Origin of the sequence: Pseudarthrobacter sp. NCCP-2145 (assembly GCF_023708005.1) — a bacterium.
In the GTDB taxonomy this organism is placed as follows: Bacteria; Actinomycetota; Actinomycetes; order Actinomycetales; family Micrococcaceae; genus Arthrobacter; species Arthrobacter oxydans.
This window is the reverse complement of the sequence record NZ_BRCG01000004.1, coordinates 248,137-266,125: the sequence shown is the minus strand read 5'-3', so window position 1 is coordinate 266,125 and position 17,989 is coordinate 248,137. Positions and strand designations below refer to the sequence as shown.

Genomic DNA, 17,989 nt, shown 5'->3' with positions numbered 1-17,989 from the left:
AAGCCCAGAAACAGGACCCGATGCTTCAATCACAGAACCCGAGACCACAAAAGGAAGGGCTGGCCCCGACACGTGAACGCCCCGGACCAGCCCCATAAAGCACTTAGTTCAGCAGTCTCCTAGGCGTCCACCGGCCGGATGGTGTGGATCCGGTCAAGAATGGCGTTCTTCAGGTTCTCCGGAGCAGCTTCGGTGCAGGAGCGTTTAACCATGTTGCGGATCACGCACTCAAGGTCGTACTGCTCCGTGCACTCCGGGCAGTCATCAAGGTGGTTCTTGATCTCCGTGATGTCCTCGCGGGTCAGGGCACCGTCGAGGTACTCGTAAATGCGTTGCATCCGGGTGTCGTCGCAGTCGCCCAATCCCTGGCAGTCGCTCATTTCCTGTTCTCCTGTTGTGTGCTTCCCGCCGCGTCCTGTGAAGTAGCGGCCGTCTTGAACCCGCGCTCTGCGGCGTACTCCCCCAGCATGTCCCGCAGCATCCTCCGGCCACGGTGGAGCCGGGACATCACCGTGCCGATGGGCGTGTTCATGATGTCTGAAATTTCCTTGTAGGCGAACCCCTCCACGTCCGCGAAGTAGACCGCAAGGCGGAACTCCTCGGGGATGTCCTGGAGCGCCCTTTTGACGTCGGAATCCGGAAGGTGGTCCAACGCCTCGGCCTCGGCGGAGCGCAGTCCGCTGGAGGTGTGCGACTCTGCCCGCGCCAACTGCCAGTCCTCGATCGTGTCCGAGTTGGACTGGAGCGGCTCGCGCTGCCGCTTCCGGTACAGATTGATGTACGTGTTCGTCAGGATGCGGTACAGCCAGGCCTTGAGGTTGGTCCCCGGCCGGTACTGGTGGAAAGCAGAGAAGGCCTTGGTATAGGCCTCCTGGACGAGGTCCTCGGCGTCAGACGGGTTCCTCGCCATGCGCATGGCAGCCGAGTACAGCTGGTCCACGTACTGCATCGCATCGCGTTCGAACCTCAGGCGGCGCTGTTCCACCGATTCAGTGGAAACATCCACCAGATCCCCGCCGGTTTCGGCAGGCGCCGGGACCACGGCTGAGTCCGCAGCCTCAGGCCCTGCTGCTGCGCTGCTCTTCGCTTCACTGTCGGAAGCCTCATACATGGCCGCGACGGCCGGATCCAGGGTGCTCATTGCCTTCAAGTCTACTGGGAGGCTGCGCGCACGCGGCGAGCCATAGCCTGGCGGTTCAGCCTCGAATGAGTCCATTGCCACCGGGCCTGCTGTTTCAATTCCGTCCAACACCCGCGCCAAGGGCACAACTCCGCTCTGCTTGTCCATCCCTGTATCTGAATCTGGATATCTGCATCCGGCGATCTGCGCCTGCCGGCAGTTCCATGCTGCAGCCATGGTTTCCCTGCGGCGCAGCATTCCCGGATGCGTCATGAATAACCCCACGCCTTCGGCAAATATTCCCCAAAAGTGCAAGACTAGAACGGACTCCGCCGCTTTCGATGCGGTTCGTCCATCCAGGAGGAAATCCATGTCCTTTTTCCGCACGCTTGCCCGCCCCATGCTGGCCTCCAGTTTCGTCATTGCCGGAGTGGATAAGCTTCAAAACGCCGATGACACAGCGCAGCAGCTTTCGCCGCTGCTTCGCAAGGCTGCCGCGTCCCTGCCCTTCAAGTCGGACGAGAAAACCCTTGCCCGCGTCATCGGCGGAACGCAGGTGGGAGCCGGCGTGCTTTTCGGACTGGGCAAATTCTCCAGGCTCTCGGCCACGCTGCTCACGGTGATCTCCCTGCTGAACACCTTTGTTGAGTGGCGCAGTGCGGACATCAGCAGCAAGGAAGGGCGGGAAAACCGCCGTAACCAGTTCCTCAAGAACCTGTCCCTGAGCGGCGGCGCCCTGCTGGCATCCGTTGACACCGCCGGCAAGCCGGGCCTGGCCTGGCGGGCTGAACACCTGGCAGCGGATGCACGCAGGAACGCCTCGCACCTGGCGGCCGACGCCCGGAAGACCACCAACAAGAAGCTCCACAAGGCGGACAAGGTTGTGCGGCGCGCCGTGGAACAGGCCACGGGGGCATAACACCGCATGACCGCAGCAGCCGCCGTCCGGGATGACTCCGGAATGCCCCTTCCCCATTGGCCCGCGCCCTTCGCGTCCCGGCCCGTCGATGCCACCGTCACCGTGCCCGGATCGAAGTCCCTGACCAACAGGTACCTCGTTCTTGCCGCCTTGGCAGACGGGCCGTCCCGCCTGCGGGCCCCCCTCCATTCGAGGGACTCAGCGCTCATGATCGAGGCACTCCGCCAGTTGGGGGCCACCATCACGGAGGTCCCCGGGGACGGTGCCTTTGGGCCCGACCTGGAAGTGGTTCCGCTGGACCCGGATGCCGCGTCACCCCGGACAAGGATCGATTGCGGGCTCGCGGGTACGGTCATGCGGTTCGTTCCACCCCTTGCCGCCCTGCGGAACGGCGGAAGCGTGTTCGACGGCGACCCCCATGCCCGCAAACGGCCGATGGGAACGATCATCGAGGCGCTCACTGCGCTGGGGGTGGCCGTATCGGCGGAAGGGGGCGGGACGCCGTCGTCGCTGCCGTTCGTTGTGGAGGGCACGGGCGAGGTCCGCGGCGGCCACCTGGTCATCGATGCCAGCGCGTCGTCCCAGTTCGTTTCGGCGCTGCTCCTGGTGGGCGCAAGGTTTACCGAGGGCCTGCACCTCGAGCACGTGGGCAAGCCGGTGCCGAGCCTCGACCACATCAACATGACCGTGGCGGTCCTTCGCGGCGCCGGGGTTGCGGTTGATGACTCGGTGCCCAACCACTGGGTGGTCAGCCCCGGCCCCATCCGCGCCTTCGACCAGCGGATCGAGCAGGACCTGTCCAACGCCGGCCCCTTCCTCGCCGCCGCGCTGGCCTCCCGCGGAACGGTGCGGATCCCCGGCTGGCCGGACGAAACGCAGCAGGTCGGTGACCTCTGGCGCAGCATCCTGGCCACGATGGGTGCGGAGGTAACGCTGGACGAGGGCGTCCTCACGGTCACGGGCGGACCCCACATCAAGGGCGGAGACTTCGCCGACACCAGCGAACTCGCTCCCACCGTGGCCGCCCTGTGTGCGTTGGCCACCGGCCCCTCCCGGCTCTCCGGCATCGCGCACCTGCGGGGCCACGAGACGGACCGGCTCGCCGCCCTCGTCGCCGAGATCAACCGCCTTGGCGGTGACGCAGAGGAAACCAGCGACGGCCTGGTGATCCGCCCCGCACAGCTGCACGCCGGTGTCGTCCACAGCTATGCGGACCACCGCATGGCCACTGCGGGCGCCATCCTTGGCCTCGCCGTGGAGGGCGTCCAGGTGGAGGACATCGGCACTACCTCCAAGACCATGCCGGATTTCCCCCGGCTGTGGGCAGACATGCTGGCGCAGAATGGCCCCGCCGAAACGGCGTCGGAAGGTTCCAGCGGTGGCGCGGAGGACTGATTCCTGGGATGAATCGGACGTCCGGATCCGTCCCAGCAAGAAGGGCTCCCGGCCCCGCACGAAGGACAGGCCCAGCCACGATGATGCCGTCACGGGGCGCATCATCACCGTTGACCGGGGCCGGTACACCGCAGTTGTGGGGGAGGACTCGGGGAACGAGAGGGTAGTCATTGCCGCCCGGGCCAGGGAACTCCGCCGGAACCCGGTGGTCGCAGGAGACTTTGTCTCGCTGGTCGGGGACGTCTCCGGGGAGCCGGACACCCTGGCCCGGCTGGTGAAGATCCAGGACCGCAAGACCCTCCTGCGGCGCAGCGCCGACGACACGGATCCCGTGGAACGGGCAGTGGTGGCCAACGCCGACCAGCTGGTGATCGTGGTGGCAGCCGCCAACCCCGAGCCGCGGACCGGCTTCATCGACCGTGCCCTGGTGGCCGCCTATGACGCCGGCATCGAGCCGATCCTGCTGGTCACCAAGGCGGACGTCAAGGATCCCGCGGAACTGCTGTCCAACTACACCCACCTGGACTTTCCCGTGATCATCAGCCGGACAGCCGATTCCGCCGCCTCGGGCATTGACGCCCGTTCCGACGACGGCCTGTCCGCACGGCTGGACAGCTCGGCCGTCGCCGAGATGCGGGGCCACCTGGACGGCAAGGTCACCGTGATGCTGGGGCACTCAGGCGTTGGAAAGTCCACGATGGTCAATGCGCTGACCGGCGCGGAACGGGCCACCGGCGGAGTGAACGCCGTCACGGGCCGCGGCCGGCACACGTCGTCGTCGGCCCTTGCCCTGAAGCTGGCGGATGCGCCGTCCGGAAGCTGGATCATCGACACCCCCGGCATCCGCTCGTTCGGCCTGGCGCACGTGGACCCGGACCGCATCCTCCGCTCCTTCCCGGACCTCTCCCCCGGCATTGACGACTGTGAGCGCGGGTGCAAGCACACCGCCACCGCCGTGAACTGCGGGCTGGACGCATGGGTGGGCGGGGGACATGCCGGCCCCACCGGAGCAGCACGGCTGGGCTCCCTGCGGCGCCTCCTCGGCACGGACCCGCGAATGGAAGCCCAGGAGGCAAAGGAACTGGGCAGCGTGACCTGACGGGCCCGCTTCCCGGCAGAACGGCGCGCAGACGGTAGTTTGGAACCATGATCCAACCCGCTTCGAGCTACAACGATGACCTGCGCCTGGCCCACGTCCTGGCCGATTCCGTGGATGACCAGACCATGAGCCGCTTCAAGGCCCAGGACCTCCACATTGAGACCAAGCCGGACCTGACGCCCGTCACCGATGCGGACAAGGCAGCCGAGGAAGCCATCCGCGGCCAGCTCTCCCGCTCCCGTCCACGCGATGCCGTACTCGGCGAGGAGTTTGGCAGCACAGGCCACGGCTCGCGGCGGTGGATTATCGACCCCATTGACGGCACCAAGAACTTCGTCCGGGGCGTTCCGGTCTGGGCCACCCTGATCGCGCTGGTGGATGAGGGCGAGCCGGTGGTGGGCGTGGTCAGCGCTCCCGCCCTGGGCAAGCGCTGGTGGGCCGCCAAGGGCATGGGAGCCTACATGGGGCGTTCACTTGCCGCTGCCACCCGCCTCCGGGTATCCAATGTGTCCAATCTGTCCGATGCTTCCCTTTCCTATTCGAGCCTTGGCGGCTGGAAGGAGCGCGGAAACCTCAATGAATTCCTGGGCCTTACCGAGGACGTGTGGCGGACCCGGGCGTTCGGTGACTTCTGGTCCTACTGCATGGTGGCCGAAGGTTCGGTGGACATCGCCTGCGAGCCTGAACTTAACCTCTACGACATGGCCGCACTGGTGCCCATCGTGGTGGAGGCGGGTGGCCGCTTCACCTCGCTGGAGGGCGAGGACGGTCCGTTCGGCGGCAACGCCCTGGCCACGAATTCCATCCTGCACTCCGAGGTGCTGCGCCGGCTGAACCCGAACCTGGACGACCTCCTTTAGTCCCGGCAGCACGAATATTCGACGGCGGGCACCCCCGAAAGGAGGCGTCCGCCGTCGTGATCTTCGGCGCAGGCGGGCCTTTTCAACCGCGCGTAACAAACCCCTTAACATTTCCGCGGGCTTTTAACCTTCACTGCGCATGTTCTACGCTCTTAACCAGGTCACGAGTGCCAGCGCAAAACCCCGGTTTGCTGGCCGGCAACCCTCCATTCGCGGTGGGGTGCCCCGGGTGACGACCAGGCCGGTCCGGAAGGGATGCGGCAAGCGCGGATTCCTGCACGGAGTCCTGTTCTGAAGTGAGGTCTCTGTGACAACTGCCACCGTCTCCCCCGAAGCAGTCTCGCCCCAAGCCACCGTCCAGCGTCAGGCAGCCGCCCTGCCGGGATCGCCGGCGTTTTCCGACCAGCGCCGCGCCGCCGCCGGCCGTCCGCTCGCAGCAGTCAGCGGCGCCGAGATCCAGGCCCCGCTGATCCATGGCGGCCACGCCCGGTACGCCAACCTGGACTATGGCGCATCCGCCCCCGCCCTCTCCGTGGTGTCGGCTTACCTCAACGAGATCCTGCCCTTCTACGCCAGCGTCCACCGCGGTGCGGGCTATGCCTCCCAGATCAGCACCTCGGTCTATGAGAATGCCCGCGCCATCGTCCGCGACTTCGTAGGCGGGCGCCCGGACGATTCGGTGATTTTTACCCGGAACACCACTGACTCCCTCAACCTGCTGGCGGGCTGCCTGCCCGTCACCGACGGGCGGCCCGACGGCGACGTCCTGTACCTCGACATTGAGCACCACGCCAACCTCCTTCCGTGGCAGGGTGTCCCCCACCGCAGCATCGTGGCAGAGGACACCATTGCGGCTACCATTGACGCGGTCCGCGCGGAACTGCAGCAGGGCGGCGTCAGCCTGCTCGCCGTGACCGGGGCTTCCAACGTCACGGGCGAAATCCTTCCCATCCGCGCCCTCGCCGCGCTGGCGCACGAGCACGGCGCACGGATCGCAGTGGACGCGGCCCAGCTGGCGCCGCACCGGCGGGTCGACATCACTGCGGACGACGTCGACTACCTCGCCTTCTCGGGCCACAAGCTCTACGCACCTTTTGGTGCCGGCGTGCTGGTGGGCCGGCCGGACTGGCTCGACGCCGGAACACCGCACCTTGCGGGCGGCGGCGCCGTCAAGGAAGCCAGGCTCGACGGCGTCAGCTGGGCAACCGGGCCGGCCCGCCACGAGGGCGGATCGCCGAACGTGCTGGGTGCGGCGACCCTGGCCCGCGCCACGCAGGTCATCGCGGAACTGGACCAGGACCGCTGGCATGCCCATGAAGCAGCCATCCGCTCCTTCCTGGTGGAAGGCCTGCAGGAGATCGACGGCGTCACCGTCCACCAGATCTTCAAGGACACCAACCCGGACACCGACACCATCGGCGTGGTCAACTTCTCCGTGGAAGGCTACGACGCCGGCCTGGTGGCCGCCTACCTCTCGGCAGAACATGGAGTGGGCCTGCGCGACGGCCGCTTCTGCGCGCACCCGCTGCTGAAGCGGCTGGGCCTTCCCTCCGGTTCCCTGCGGGCCAGCTTCGGCGTCGGCTCAAGGCTGGAGGATGCCGAACGTCTGCTGGCAGGCATCCGGGACCTTCGGACCAAGGGACTTGGCTGGGACTATGTGGTGGACGCCGGCCGCTGGGTTCCCGCCAATGACAACCGCACGTACCCCCACTGGGCGCCCAACACCCCGGGAACGGCCGGCGCCGCGCCCTGCATCGACGACTGACCTGCGGCTGGCCTGCCGGCCGGCGCCCTGCCGTTGCGGCTGATGCGGTAAATTCGGAGGACACCAAAGGAACCGGATGAAGGAGGCCGCGCGTGGCACGGGGTGGCCCACGGCTGGATCACGGCCGGCGCCGGGAGCTCGGCCAGAGCTTCCAGGACGGCGGCAGGCACTACCAGCAGGTGCGGCCCGGCTACCCTGCCGAATCAGCGCGCTGGCTGGTGCCTTCGGGAGCACGCGATGCGCTCGACGTGGGCGCCGGCACCGGGAAGTTCACTGAACTGCTGCTGGACCTGGGACTCTCCGTCGCGGCCGTGGACCCGTCAGCGGACATGCTCGCGCAGCTGGCTGAGCACGTCCCCGCCGCCACGGCTGTCCTTGGAATTGCAGAGGCGACCGGCCTGCCCGACGCGGCTTTCGACGTCGTCACCGTGGCGCAGGCCTGGCACTGGTGCGATGCCCTGAGGGCCAGTACGGAACTGGCCCGCGTCCTCCGTCCCCACGGAACGCTGGGACTCGTCTGGAACCAGCTGGACACATCCGTCCCCTGGGTCCACCGGCTCTCCAGGATCATGCATGCCGGGGACGTCTACAAACCCGGCCACCGCCCGCTCATAGGGCCCGAGTTCGGTGCGCTGGAGGACCACCTCACGCACTGGCAGGACTCCGTGACCACCGGAGACCTGATGGAACTGACAAAATCGCGGAGCTATTACCTCCGCGCCGGAGAGGCCACCCGGGCAAAAGTCCTGGCCAATTTGGACTGGTACCTTCACGAGCACCTGGGCCACGGACCGGACGAGGAACTGGAACTTCCATACCTGACGCTCGCCTGGCGGGCGGTCCGGGCATGAGCGCCCGCCAGTCCACGTGCGGCCAGGGGCAGCCGGTAGGGTGGATCCTGTGAAGACCAGCGCTCCCTCCTCCTCCATAGAGGACTACGTCAAGGTCATCTACTCCTTCACTGAGTGGCAGGACAAACCCATCACCTCCTCCCAGCTGGCACAACGCCTGGGGGTGGCCAATTCCTCCGTTTCAGAGATGGTCCGGAAGCTGAAGGACCAAGGCCTGGTGGACCACAAACCGTACAGTGCCATCAGGCTCACGGACTCCGGCCTGCAGCTTGCCCTCGCCATGGTGCGGCGCCACCGACTGATCGAGACCTACCTCGTCCAGCAGCTGGGGTACAGCTGGGACGAGGTCCACGACGAAGCCGAACTTCTGGAGCACGCCGTCTCGGACACGTTCATAGAACGCGTGGCGGCGAAACTGGGCAACCCGCAGCGGGATCCGCACGGCGATCCGATTCCTACGGCGGACGGCCAGGTCTTTATGCCCCGCGCGCACCTCATGGGAGAGCTGGACCAGGGCCACACGGGCCGCATCACCAGGATCAGCGACGACAATCCGGACCTGCTCCGCTACCTTGCGGCCGAGGAGATAGACCTCGACGCCGAAGTGGAGGTGGTGGGCCGCAGGCCGTTCGGAGGCGCCCTGGTGGTGCGTGTCCGGGACTCAGGCCGTACGCGCGACTACGACCTCGCCGATGAGATCACGTCGGCGCTGTGGGTGCACAGCGACCGACCCCATCCGGGCTGCCTTCTGGGGGACGCCGAATCTCCCGTAACCTTGCCCGGGGCATGAGCGGGCCGAAGACATCGTGGATGCCCAGGGCAGGCGCCTGGCTGGCCGTTGCCGCAGGGGGCCTGGCGGGGACAGAACTCCGGTACGTCCTGGGGCTGGTCTTTCCGGAACTCCCAGGATCCATTCCCTGGACCACCCTTAGCATCAATGTGGCGGGCAGCTTTATCCTGGCCGCCCTGACCACCGTCTGGATGGCCCGCCCGCGCACGCCCTTCTGGTTGCGGGCTGGGCTGGGGCCAGGTCTCCTGGGATCCTTCACCACGTTCTCCGCCGTGGTCTTTTCCCTGGACCAGCTGGTGCGGGAGGGGGAGCACGGAGTGTGGACTGCGTACCTCGGCCTGTCCGTGGTGCTGGGGCTGGCTGCGGCGGGCCTCGGATGGCGGACCGGAAAGCTTGTTGGCCGCCCGACCGGGAGCCGTCAGTGACCGCCGCGGCCCTGGTGGGGATTTTCGGGGTGGCAGGCGCCCTCGTCCGCTTCGGCATTGACAGCTGGTTCGCCCATCACAGCTCCCGGCAGACTGTGCGTGCCGGCAACCATGGGGCCGGGACCCCCGTGAGGCTGCACTGGCCCTGGGCCACATTGCTGGTGAACGTGGCGGGGTGCTTCATAATCGGCACTGCGCACGGTCTCACTGTGGGACTGGGACTGGGTGCGGAGTGGCAGGCGGCGCTGGCGACAGGCCTGGCCGGCGGGCTCACCACCTTCAGTTCCTGGACCACGGCCACGGTGCGGCTGCTGAGCGAGGAACGCCTCGGGTCGGCTGCGGTGAACGTTGCCGCCAACCTGGTCCTGGGCCTGGCTGCGGCCGCGGCGGGGATCGCCCTGGTGTCTGCGGTATAGAAGGCGCGGCCCCGGGGGCCTTGATTTGGTGGGCTCCCGTATCGTGGATGGTGATGATTAGCAGACGCGACGCGGCCATTGCCCTTGACGTACCGATGGAGATGGCACAGCGCCACGGCCTTCCAAAATGGCTGACCGAGGCCCAGCTGGGCGAGATCCTGGACAACCCTCCGCCCTGGCTGGTCCAGTCCCGTGCCAACCGCACGGGCAAGCGCCCGGTCTGGGTCCACCTCGAATGCGCGGTCTGCGGCTACGAGGAGGCGGCCCGCCCCAAGAAGTGGTGGCCCGACTTCACCTACGTGATCTGCGGCCACCACCGGCCGGACGAGGTGCCGGCGGTCCGCACGGGGTTCGTCCGGAGCGAATTTGACGGCGTTGGGACACGTTTTGTGGGCATCGCAGACGTCCCCGTTCCGGACTGATTCCATGCCATTCCAGGCCATTACATTCGGGACTGAATAGGCGTAACTTACGAAGAGGGACGCAGCCCGTCCCCTGCTGTAAGGAGCACGCCATGCCGGACAAAACACCGCACCAGAACCTCGCAAAGAAGCCGGTCAAGACCATCAAGGAAAAACGCGCCGAGAAGAAAACCAAGCACCCTGAGGCTGCCCAGGACCCCGTGGCGCATTTGAAGAAGCGCCGGTAGGCCTACTGCCCGTCTGCCTGCATTTCTTCGGGCACGGCGACGAGGTCTTCTCCCCTGCCGTGCCGCAGCACCCTGATCGGCAGTGGCTGTCCGATCGCATCGGCGAACAGCAGCTTCTGCAGGCTCTCGGCGGTGCTGACGGCGCGGCTTCCGGCTGTGAGGATGATGTCACCGGCTTCCAGGCCCGCGCGGTTTGCGGGTGATCCGGCCAGGACCTCCACCACCCTGAGCCCGTCCCGCTGGCCCGTCCTGATCACTGCGCTGGCGTTCAGCCTGATCGGCGTGCTGAGCACACCCAGGTATGCCCTCCTGACCCGCCCATCGTTCAGCAGGGCCGCGATGATGCGCCGTGTTGTCGTGTTGATGGGAACGGCGAGTCCCAGTCCGGCGCCTGCCACGGCAGTGTTGATGCCCACGATCCTGCCATGCGCGTCCGCCAGCGCGCCTCCGGAGCTGCCTGGGTTGAGGGCGGCGTCGGTCTGGATGACGTCCTCGATCACCCTCCGGTTGCCACCGGCCCAGACCGGGATGGAACGGCCCAGGCCGCTGACGACTCCCGCCGTGACCGACCCCGCCAGCCCGAGCGGATTCCCGACTGCGATCACCAGTTGTCCCACACGCAAGGTCTCGGCGTCGCCGAAGCGGGCGGGGGCCACCCTTGGTGCCTTGCCGCGGACCACAGCGAGATCCGATAACGGATCCACGCCCACGAGCTCGAGATCGGTCCGGCTGCCGTCGGCACATGCGGCGTGACCCTTGTTGGCACCGGCCACCACGTGGGAATTGGTCAGCAGGTAGCCGTCCTCGGTAAAGAGGACCGCAGAACCTGCCCCCACGCGGAACCTGCCGTTCCGGCGGGTGCTGGTCATTTCTATGGCCGCGACGTGCGGCGTAACGGTCTCAGCCACCCGCATGACCGTCTCCGAATAGGAGTCCAGCGCGCCGTCGTCGTACTCTTCGGGACTGGGCTCACGCATCTGGTTCATGGGGCACCTCCTGGCTGCTCCGCCGCTGGTTCCGGCCACTTCCGGCCCGGCCTGGGCCGCGACGCCGGATCTTATAGAGGACAACCCATGGATGCCGGCCGCTAGTCCCAGGCCCCGCTACGCCGTCGGTGAACAGGCAAGCCGCGCTTAAACACCGAAAGACCCGGACGCAATGTCCGGGTCTTTCAGTCTGCCTTGCGGCATTTTCAAAATGTGGAGATGGGGGGAATTGAACCCCCGTCCGATGTCGTGTTGTCAGGGCTTCTCCGGGCGCAGTTTGCGTCGGATTTTCTCGGCCCCAGCCATGCTGCAAACAGCTGGCTGATCCGGGCCCAGTCATCTAAGAGTCCCGTTCACCCCGATGACGGAGGTGGACAGCAGTGGCTATCTAAATGACGCCAGGATCCGGGGCGATAGCAACCTCGGGCTGACGGACTGTCTTACTGCTTAGGCAGCAAGAGCGAAGTCAGTGCGCTTAGATTCGGCACTTATTGGTTTGCAGACAGCGTTTACGAGATAATTCTGCATCCTCGGCCCGCTTCACCTGTCGCGACTAACATCGTCGAAACCGATCATCCCCATATTCTTTTATCAAACCGGCAGGCTGGCCCACCGGACTATTCATCATAACGCACGCCCGGGCCAAATCATTCCTAGCGGCGCCGGTTGCGTTCCCGCATCTCACGCTGCGCCTCGCGGTTGTCCTGCTGCTCGCGCAGGGTCTGCCGCTTGTCGTACTCGCGCTTGCCGCGGGCCACACCGATTTCCACCTTGGCGCGGCCGTCCACAAAGTAGAGCTGCAGCGGGACGATGGTGTAGCCCGACTCGCGCACCTTGTGGGAGATCTTGATGAGTTCCTCACGGTGGAGCAGGAGCTTCCGGCGCCGGCGGGCCGCGTGGTTGGTCCAGCTTCCCTGGTTGTATTCAGGGATGTGAATGGCTTCCATCCACAGTTCGTCGTTGTAGAAGGTGCAGAAGCCGTCCACCATGGAGGCGTGGCCCTCGCGCAGGGATTTCACTTCGGTGCCCATAAGCGCGATTCCAGCCTCGTAGGTATCCAGCACGTGGTAGTCGTGCCGGGCCTTGCGGTTGGTGGCCACCACTTTACGGCCACTTTCTTTAGGCAAGGGAAAGCTCCTCAGGTCAGTTCGGTTGTCCCCCGGGCCAACCGGCGCGGAGTCATACCAGTGTACGGCAGGGTGCAGACGGTGCTACAGCAGCCTCATCGGGTCCACCGGGCTGCCGTTCAGCCAGGTTTCAAAGTGGGCGTGGCAGCCGGTGGAGTTGCCCGTGTTGCCGGAGTAGGCGATCAGCTGTCCCTGCGATACCCGCTGGCCGTTGGAGACCACGATGCTGGCGTTGTGGTAGTAGATGGTGTTCAGGGTATTGCCCTCGATGAGGCCGTGGGAGATCTTCACCCGCCAGCCGCCTCCGTCACCAGAGTTCCAGCCGGAGCTGAAGACTTCCCCTGCTGCCGCCGCATAGACGGGTGTGCCACACGCCGCGCCAAAGTCCAGCCCGGTGTGCATGTACCCGCCCTGGCCGTAGAAGTCGATGGTTCCCGGAGGGGTGGCCCGCCATCCGAAACCGGACGTGATGGGAACGCTGCCGTCAAAAGGATGCCGGAGGCCAAATGCCGACGGCGACCCGACCGGCGGCATGAACGACTGTGCCGGGGGCGCTGGCGGCGGCGGCTGGTTCCTCGCCGCCGCCTCGGCTGCGGCAGCTGCCGCCGCGGCCGCCGCCGCTGCTTCAGCCTTCCTGCGCTGCTCTGCTTCCCAGGCTTCCCGCAGCCTGCGGTCGCGCTCCTGGATCTCGGCTGCCACCGCATTCTGGCTCGCCTGGACGCCGGCCAGCTGGGACTGGATGCCAGGCTTGGCAGCCTGCAGCTCCGCGTCCAGGCGGGTGGTGTCCGCGATCAGCTTGTCCACCTGTTGCTTCTTGGCGGCCGCTTCATCGCGGGCGGCTTTTTCCCGCTCCAAGGCTGCATCCGCCTTGGCTTTCAGGTCCTTGATCTCTGCCTCGACCGCCTGGAGGCGCGCTTCAGAGTTCACGTTGGTGGCGCTCTGCTGCGACAGCTTGTCCATGGCAGCGTTCTGGCTCCGCATGGCCTGGTCCGCCAGGTCCATCGTTTCGGTCAGGCTGCCGCCGTTGTTGGACCCAAAGAAGAGGGACAGGTTGGAGGGGACGCCGCCGGACTTGTAGGCCTGCGTGGCAATCTGGCCGATCAGCTTCTTGGTATCGGCGATCTTCTGCTTGTCAGACTCGAGCTGCTGCGTGATTTTGGCTTTGTTCTGCTGTGCCATGTCCACGCGGGCGGAGAGCGCCTCGACCTCCTTGACGGCGCCGGCCACGCGGCCCTGCGCTTCAAGGAGCGCCTGCTGTGCGCCGGGAAGTTGGCCCTGGTAGATCACCAGGTCGCCGGCCGCCTTGGCGATGCGCGAATCGACGAATTCCAGGGACTGCTGGACCCGTGAGGCCTCGGCCTCAAGCGCCTTCTGCCGGTCTTCGAGCTCGTCCGCGAAGGCCGCCGGGCTGGAGGATGCCAGACCGGCGGCGAGGACAACAGCCAGCACGCCACTGAGGACGCTGGTGCGTGGCGCCGCACTGCGCGCGCCGTTTCGCCGGGTGCGGGGAGTGTTTTTGTCCGGTGCATTCATGGGCATTCCTTGTTTGGTTTGCATACCTAGACGCGAAGGTATCTGCGCAAGGTCAAGAGAGACGAAATTCCAGCCAAGGATGCACCAAGGATTAGCAGTGCGGGAACCAGGATCAGCGTCTGGCCGGAGGATATGAAGGCAGTGTCCGGATACTGCTGGGACATGAATTCGCCGAGGAAGAAGTGCGCCACGGCCCAAAGCGTTGCCGACGCGAGGGCGGCACCGATCACCGCGGCGATGACGCCCTCGAGGATAAACGGCAGCTGGATCACTGTCTTGGACGCACCCACCAGCCTCATGATTCCCGTTTCGCGGCGGCGGCTGAAGGCAGAGAGCCTGATAGTTGTGGCGATCAGCAGGATTGCACAGACGATCATGACGCCGGCGATGCTGACTGCCACCAGGGAGGCGCCGTTCATCACCGAGAACAGGCGCTCAAGCAGCTGGCGCTGGTCGATGACCGTCTCAACCCCGGGCTGGGAGGAAAAGGTCTCACTGATGATCTGGTACTTTTCCGGATCCTTCATGTTGATCCGGAAGGACGCCGGCAGCTGGTCGGGGGTCACCGAGTCCACGATGGGCGAATTGGAGAACTGGTCCTTGAAGTGGTTGTATGCCTCCTCCTTGGACTCGAACTGGAAGTCGTTGACGTACTGCGCCACGGCGGGAGACTCCAGCAGTGAGTTGAGGCTGGCCTGCTGTTCGGCGGTGACCGGCCCGCTGGCGCAACCTGCCGCCGTCGAGCCTTCACTGCATAGGAAGATGGCCACCTGGACTTTGTCGTACCAGTAGCCCTTCATCTGGTTGATCTGCATCTGCAGCATGCCGGCTGCACCCACGAAGGTGAGCGAGACGAACGTGACCAGGATGACCGAGACCACCATGGACAGGTTGCGGCGGAGCCCGCTTCCAATCTCACCGAGGATAAAAGCGAGCCTCATCGCTGCCCCTCGCCTTCGCCGGGAAGCCCGGTTTCGGTGGCGTCCCGCCCGCTGGCGTCCTTGAGCCTGCGCGACTGGCCTACAACCGGAATCATCGAGGTGTAGAGCGCCCTGGCCTCGTCACGGATGACGACGCCATTCTTGAGTTCCACCACGCGTTTCCGCATTTCATTGACGATGTCGTCGTCGTGGGTTGCCATGACGACGGTGGTTCCGTTTTGGTTGATCTTGTCCAGGACGCCCATGATGCCCATCGAGGTGGTGGGGTCGAGGTTTCCGGTGGGCTCGTCGGCGAGCAGGATCCCTGGACGGTTGACGACGGCGCGGGCAATTGCCACGCGCTGCTGCTCACCGCCGGAGAGTTCGTGCGGCATGCGGTGTTCCTTGCCCTCGAGGCCCACAGTTTTCAGGACCTCGGGGACGGTATCGCGGATGACGCTGCGGCTCTTGCCGATGACCTGCATGGCGAATGCGACGTTTGCGAAGACGTTCTTCTGGGGCAGGAGCCGGAAGTCCTGGAAGACGACGCCTATTCCGCGGCGGAGCCTGGGCACGCGCCAGCTGGAAATTTTGGCGACGTTTTGGCCGGCAACATATACGGCACCTGACGTGGCCCGGTCTTCCTTGAGGACAAGCCTGAGGAAGGTGGATTTGCCGGAGCCGGATGCGCCCACCAGGAAGGCGAATTCGCCGCGGTCAATCTCAAGGTTGACAGAGTCCAGCGCAGGCCGGGCTTTCTGGTCGTAGACCTTGGTGACATTTTCGAATCGGATCATGGCCCTAAGTACCCTGCAGGGCATGGCTGATTCTGATGCAGCCCAGTTCTGCAGCCGGTGCGCGGGTTTCGTGTGGGGGAAGTAGGGCCCCGGCCCCTCGACTATACGCAGGAGTTCCCGCGTATCACACTGGTTTCAGGGGGCGTGTCGCCGGATCCGCAGGCCTGGCCCCGCTGTGGGGCCTATTTTTCGGCGTTGCGGTTATCCGTGCGCCACCGGATGCCTGCGTCGATGAAGTCGTCAATTTCTCCGTCGAATACGGCGGAGGTGTTGCCGACCTCATGCTCTGTCCGAAGGTCCTTCACCATCTGGTACGGGTTGAGGACGTAGGACCGCATCTGGTCCCCCCACGAGGCCTTGACGTCGCCGGCCAGTGCCTTTTTCTCGGCGTCCTCCTGCTCCTTCTTGAGCAGCAGGAGCCTGGACTGCAGCACCCGCATGGCAGCGGCGCGGTTCTGCAACTGCGATTTCTCGTTCTGCATGGAGACGACGGTGCCGGTGGGGATGTGGGTGAGGCGGACGGCAGAGTCGGTGGTGTTGACCGACTGGCCGCCGGGGCCTGATGAGCGGAAGACATCGACGCGGATCTCGTTGTCCGGGATTTCGATGGAGTCGGTCTGCTCGATCAGCGGGATGACCTCCACTGCGGCGAAGGACGTCTGGCGCCTTCCCTGGTTGTCGAAGGGGCTGATCCTGACGAGCCGGTGGGTGCCCGCCTCGACGCTGAGGGTGCCGAAGGCGTAGGGCGCCTTTACCTCGAAAGTTGCTGACTTCAGGCCGGCTTCTTCGGCGTAGGAGGTGTCCATGACCGTGGTGGGGTAGCCGTGGCGCTCCGCCCACCGGAGATACATCCGCATCAGCATCTCCGCAAAGTCTGCAGCGTCCACGCCGCCGGCCCCTGCACGGATGGAGACGACAGCTTCGCGCTCGTCGTACTCTCCGGAGAGCAGGGTGACCACTTCGAGTTCCTTCAGGGCCTTTTTGATGGACTCGAGTTCTGCGGCCGCCTCTCCCATGGAATCGGCGTCGTCCTCGTCCTGGCCCAGCTCCACCAGGACTTCGAGGTCATCGATCCGTGAGGCGAGCTTGTTGAGGCGCTCAAGTTCGGACTGCTTGTGCGAAAGTTTTGAGGTGATTTTCTGCGCCGCTGAGGGGTCGTCCCACAGGTCCGGCTCGCCTGCCCGCTCGCTCAGTTCGGCGATGTCTTCCTTGAGCGCGTCTACATCGGAGACCCGCTCAATGGAGTCGTAGGTGGCGCGAAGGGCGCGGATTTCAGCGGAAAAATCAATATTGGCCATGGTTGTTTAAGCCTACGCTATCCGGCACAAGCTTCGGCATGCACGGCCTTTTTCTGCCTTGCGCCACCTCGGCCGCTGCCGGTCCCTCTCTGTCCGGTCAGCGCGTCAGGCGCGAACGCGCCGTCGACGTCGCTTCGATCCTTATGCCGTCCGGCACCAGGAAGTTAACCACCGGAGGATGGACAGCAGCTGTCAGCACAACGACGGCGGTGGAGCCGTCGGGGCTGCCCGTTGACCCCGCGACGGCGAGTCCGCTGAAGCGTTGGGCAGCCGGGCTCCTTGAGACGAAGTCCGCGGCGACGTTCCTGACCCGGGCCGGGTTCAGTGTTGCTGAAGGACTGCCGCCCTGTGTGTCAACGTCCCCGAGGGTATAGCTGTCTGCTGCCGCAAGGGAGGCGCCATCCGCAAGGGAAAGCAGCCGCTTATGTTCGAGGTACACAGAGGAAATGCCAATGACCACGCTGGCGACCAGCAGAGCCAAGGTCACGTACCCGAGGATCATGACCGTCATCTGGCCGTCCTCGTTGTTTGCCCTGGCGGTCATCTGAATCTGCCCACCAGTTGTGTTGCGGAGGCTTCAACCTCGCTTGCGGCCAGCCGGAAGCCACTGTTGAAGGGCACAAACGGCAGGGGCACCGACAGGCTCACCGTAATGGTCACGGCGGTGCCCGGAGCCTGGCAGTCGGCGGGGTCGCATGTCGTGGAGATGCTTGCCTCGTCCGGCTGGTGCCCGAAGTCGGCCAGGGCGATGGACACCGCTTGTTCTGCGGCCGCCTGCGCCGTCGGTTCGTCAGGCTGGGCAACGTAGACCTTGGCTGCCTGGTCCGCTGCGCCCACGACGGCAAACGAGCCGCCTTGGATTTGACCCACGGTAATGACGAAGTACACCAGCGGCACCATGAGGAGGAGTCCAAGGAAGGTGAACTCGACAACGGCGCTCCCCCGCTCGCGCCCTCCCCTGCCTTCCTGTCCTTGAGCTGTTGATGGCGGTCGCAGGCACAGAGCCTGGACCATCCTGCGTTTGAGGAGTCGTGCCCCC

General features: G+C 65.6%; 21 protein-coding genes, 1 other RNA gene and 1 riboswitch. Of the genes, 11 read left to right on the top strand and 11 right to left on the bottom strand.

Translation table 11 applies throughout. The features are described from left to right. Positions 1 to 119: 119 nt before the first annotated feature. Both rsrA and NFU08_RS05460 read right to left on the bottom strand, forming a co-directional pair. Positions 120 to 380, bottom strand: a complete 261-nt coding sequence (rsrA, locus tag NFU08_RS05465; RefSeq protein ID WP_157241802.1) for a mycothiol system anti-sigma-R factor — start codon at positions 378 to 380, stop codon at positions 120 to 122. Then, entirely contained in the window at positions 377 to 1,141 is a 765-nt protein-coding gene (locus tag NFU08_RS05460) for a sigma-70 family RNA polymerase sigma factor (RefSeq protein ID WP_251421217.1), read from the bottom strand. The genes rsrA and NFU08_RS05460 overlap by 4 nt, the downstream gene beginning before the upstream one ends. A 349-nt stretch (positions 1,142 to 1,490) precedes the next feature. On the opposite strand from NFU08_RS05460, the gene NFU08_RS05455 reads away from it, so the two are divergent. The 11 genes from NFU08_RS05455 to NFU08_RS20820 all read left to right on the top strand — a co-directional run bounded on the left by NFU08_RS05455 (position 1,491) and on the right by NFU08_RS20820 (position 10,289). Continuing rightward, positions 1,491 to 2,039, top strand: coding sequence for a DoxX family protein (locus NFU08_RS05455; RefSeq protein WP_251421215.1), 549 nt, complete (start codon positions 1,491 to 1,493; stop codon positions 2,037 to 2,039). Positions 2,040 to 2,045: 6 nt separating this feature from the next. Next, positions 2,046 to 3,434, top strand: a complete 1,389-nt coding sequence (gene aroA, locus NFU08_RS05450) for a 3-phosphoshikimate 1-carboxyvinyltransferase (RefSeq protein ID WP_251421213.1) — start codon at positions 2,046 to 2,048, stop codon at positions 3,432 to 3,434. Beyond that, a complete protein-coding gene (locus NFU08_RS05445) occupies positions 3,418 to 4,533 on the top strand; it encodes a ribosome small subunit-dependent GTPase A (RefSeq protein ID WP_251421211.1) in 1,116 nt (371 codons plus the stop codon). Before aroA ends, NFU08_RS05445 begins: the two co-directional genes overlap by 17 nt. Positions 4,534 to 4,580: 47 nt before the next feature. Further along, on the top strand, positions 4,581 to 5,393 hold the full coding sequence (hisN, locus tag NFU08_RS05440) for a histidinol-phosphatase (protein WP_174181707.1): 813 nt from the start codon (positions 4,581 to 4,583) through the stop codon (positions 5,391 to 5,393). Positions 5,394 to 5,552: 159 nt separating this feature from the next. Continuing rightward, positions 5,553 to 5,666, top strand: a riboswitch (SAM riboswitch). A gap of 34 nt (positions 5,667 to 5,700) precedes the next feature. Beyond that, positions 5,701 to 7,158: an aminotransferase class V-fold PLP-dependent enzyme gene (locus NFU08_RS05435; RefSeq protein ID WP_374724814.1), complete on the top strand. Its 1,458-nt coding sequence runs from the start codon at positions 5,701 to 5,703 to the stop codon at positions 7,156 to 7,158. Between the two features lie 92 nt (positions 7,159 to 7,250). After that, the gene (locus NFU08_RS05430) at positions 7,251 to 8,009 is read left to right on the top strand and encodes a class I SAM-dependent methyltransferase (RefSeq protein WP_251421209.1); all 759 of its coding nucleotides are present in this window, start codon (positions 7,251 to 7,253) and stop codon (positions 8,007 to 8,009) included. Positions 8,010 to 8,058: 49 nt separating this feature from the next. Next, positions 8,059 to 8,799 carry a metal-dependent transcriptional regulator gene (locus NFU08_RS05425; RefSeq protein WP_251421207.1) on the top strand — a complete coding sequence of 247 codons (741 nt, stop codon included), beginning with the start codon at positions 8,059 to 8,061 and terminating at the stop codon, positions 8,797 to 8,799. 20 nt (positions 8,800 to 8,819) lie between these two features. Continuing rightward, positions 8,820 to 9,224, top strand: a complete 405-nt coding sequence (locus tag NFU08_RS05420; protein WP_246256514.1) for a CrcB family protein — start codon at positions 8,820 to 8,822, stop codon at positions 9,222 to 9,224. Then, the gene (locus tag NFU08_RS05415) at positions 9,221 to 9,640 is read left to right on the top strand and encodes a CrcB family protein (RefSeq protein ID WP_251421205.1); all 420 of its coding nucleotides are present in this window, start codon (positions 9,221 to 9,223) and stop codon (positions 9,638 to 9,640) included. The genes NFU08_RS05420 and NFU08_RS05415 overlap by 4 nt, the downstream gene beginning before the upstream one ends. A 53-nt stretch (positions 9,641 to 9,693) precedes the next feature. Beyond that, positions 9,694 to 10,062 carry a hypothetical protein gene (locus NFU08_RS05410; protein WP_174181717.1) on the top strand — a complete coding sequence of 123 codons (369 nt, stop codon included), beginning with the start codon at positions 9,694 to 9,696 and terminating at the stop codon, positions 10,060 to 10,062. Positions 10,063 to 10,154: 92 nt separating this feature from the next. After that, a complete protein-coding gene (locus tag NFU08_RS20820; protein ID WP_285835574.1) occupies positions 10,155 to 10,289 on the top strand; it encodes a hypothetical protein in 135 nt (44 codons plus the stop codon). 2 nt (positions 10,290 to 10,291) lie between these two features. On the opposite strand, the gene NFU08_RS05405 is transcribed toward NFU08_RS20820, so the two are convergent. The 9 genes from NFU08_RS05405 to NFU08_RS05365 form a co-directional block, all read right to left on the bottom strand. Next, positions 10,292 to 11,275: a S1C family serine protease gene (locus NFU08_RS05405; RefSeq protein WP_251421203.1), complete on the bottom strand. Its 984-nt coding sequence runs from the start codon at positions 11,273 to 11,275 to the stop codon at positions 10,292 to 10,294. A 211-nt stretch (positions 11,276 to 11,486) separates the two neighbouring features. Further along, positions 11,487 to 11,855: a transfer-messenger RNA gene (ssrA, locus tag NFU08_RS05400) on the bottom strand. 73 nt (positions 11,856 to 11,928) lie between these two features. Further along, entirely contained in the window at positions 11,929 to 12,402 is a 474-nt protein-coding gene (smpB, locus tag NFU08_RS05395) for an SsrA-binding protein SmpB (RefSeq protein WP_050054575.1), read from the bottom strand. A gap of 84 nt (positions 12,403 to 12,486) precedes the next feature. Then, entirely contained in the window at positions 12,487 to 13,935 is a 1,449-nt protein-coding gene (locus NFU08_RS05390) for a peptidoglycan DD-metalloendopeptidase family protein (RefSeq protein WP_251421201.1), read from the bottom strand. A 26-nt stretch (positions 13,936 to 13,961) separates the two neighbouring features. Then, positions 13,962 to 14,876 carry a permease-like cell division protein FtsX gene (gene ftsX, locus NFU08_RS05385; RefSeq protein ID WP_174181723.1) on the bottom strand — a complete coding sequence of 305 codons (915 nt, stop codon included), beginning with the start codon at positions 14,874 to 14,876 and terminating at the stop codon, positions 13,962 to 13,964. Further along, positions 14,873 to 15,652 (bottom strand): cell division ATP-binding protein FtsE, encoded by a 780-nt coding sequence (ftsE, locus tag NFU08_RS05380; protein WP_251421199.1) that lies wholly within the window; start codon positions 15,650 to 15,652, stop codon positions 14,873 to 14,875. The genes ftsX and ftsE overlap by 4 nt, the downstream gene beginning before the upstream one ends. A 182-nt stretch (positions 15,653 to 15,834) precedes the next feature. After that, positions 15,835 to 16,950, bottom strand: coding sequence for a peptide chain release factor 2 (prfB, locus tag NFU08_RS05375; protein ID WP_174181728.1), 1,116 nt, complete (start codon positions 16,948 to 16,950; stop codon positions 15,835 to 15,837). Between the two features lie 97 nt (positions 16,951 to 17,047). Continuing rightward, complete coding sequence (locus NFU08_RS05370) at positions 17,048 to 17,494, bottom strand: pilus assembly protein TadG-related protein (protein ID WP_246256515.1); 447 nt, start codon at positions 17,492 to 17,494, stop codon at positions 17,048 to 17,050. Beyond that, positions 17,491 to 17,850, bottom strand: coding sequence for a hypothetical protein (locus NFU08_RS05365; RefSeq protein ID WP_309296829.1), 360 nt, complete (start codon positions 17,848 to 17,850; stop codon positions 17,491 to 17,493). The genes NFU08_RS05370 and NFU08_RS05365 overlap by 4 nt, the downstream gene beginning before the upstream one ends. Positions 17,851 to 17,989 lie beyond the last annotated feature (139 nt).

Bases quoted from the DNA above. Each gene is read 5' to 3' on its own strand.
- rsrA (WP_157241802.1), bottom strand. From the start codon at position 380: ATGAGCGACTGCCAGGGATTGGGCGACTGCGACGACACCCGGATGCAA.
- NFU08_RS05460 (WP_251421217.1), bottom strand. From the start codon at position 1,141: ATGAGCACCCTGGATCCGGCCGTCGCGGCCATGTATGAGGCTTCCGAC.
- NFU08_RS05455 (WP_251421215.1), top strand. From the start codon at position 1,491: ATGTCCTTTTTCCGCACGCTTGCCCGCCCCATGCTGGCCTCCAGTTTC.
- aroA (WP_251421213.1), top strand. From the start codon at position 2,046: ATGACCGCAGCAGCCGCCGTCCGGGATGACTCCGGAATGCCCCTTCCC.
- hisN (WP_174181707.1), top strand. From the start codon at position 4,581: ATGATCCAACCCGCTTCGAGCTACAACGATGACCTGCGCCTGGCCCAC.
- NFU08_RS05420 (WP_246256514.1), top strand. From the start codon at position 8,820: ATGCCCAGGGCAGGCGCCTGGCTGGCCGTTGCCGCAGGGGGCCTGGCG.
- NFU08_RS05410 (WP_174181717.1), top strand. From the start codon at position 9,694: ATGATTAGCAGACGCGACGCGGCCATTGCCCTTGACGTACCGATGGAG.
- NFU08_RS20820 (WP_285835574.1), top strand. From the start codon at position 10,155: ATGCCGGACAAAACACCGCACCAGAACCTCGCAAAGAAGCCGGTCAAG.
- NFU08_RS05405 (WP_251421203.1), bottom strand. From the start codon at position 11,275: ATGAACCAGATGCGTGAGCCCAGTCCCGAAGAGTACGACGACGGCGCG.
- NFU08_RS05390 (WP_251421201.1), bottom strand. From the start codon at position 13,935: ATGAATGCACCGGACAAAAACACTCCCCGCACCCGGCGAAACGGCGCG.
- ftsX (WP_174181723.1), bottom strand. From the start codon at position 14,876: ATGAGGCTCGCTTTTATCCTCGGTGAGATTGGAAGCGGGCTCCGCCGC.
- ftsE (WP_251421199.1), bottom strand. From the start codon at position 15,652: ATGATCCGATTCGAAAATGTCACCAAGGTCTACGACCAGAAAGCCCGG.
- prfB (WP_174181728.1), bottom strand. From the start codon at position 16,950: ATGGCCAATATTGATTTTTCCGCTGAAATCCGCGCCCTTCGCGCCACC.
- NFU08_RS05370 (WP_246256515.1), bottom strand. From the start codon at position 17,494: ATGACCGCCAGGGCAAACAACGAGGACGGCCAGATGACGGTCATGATC.
- NFU08_RS05365 (WP_309296829.1), bottom strand. From the start codon at position 17,850: ATGGTGCCGCTGGTGTACTTCGTCATTACCGTGGGTCAAATCCAAGGC.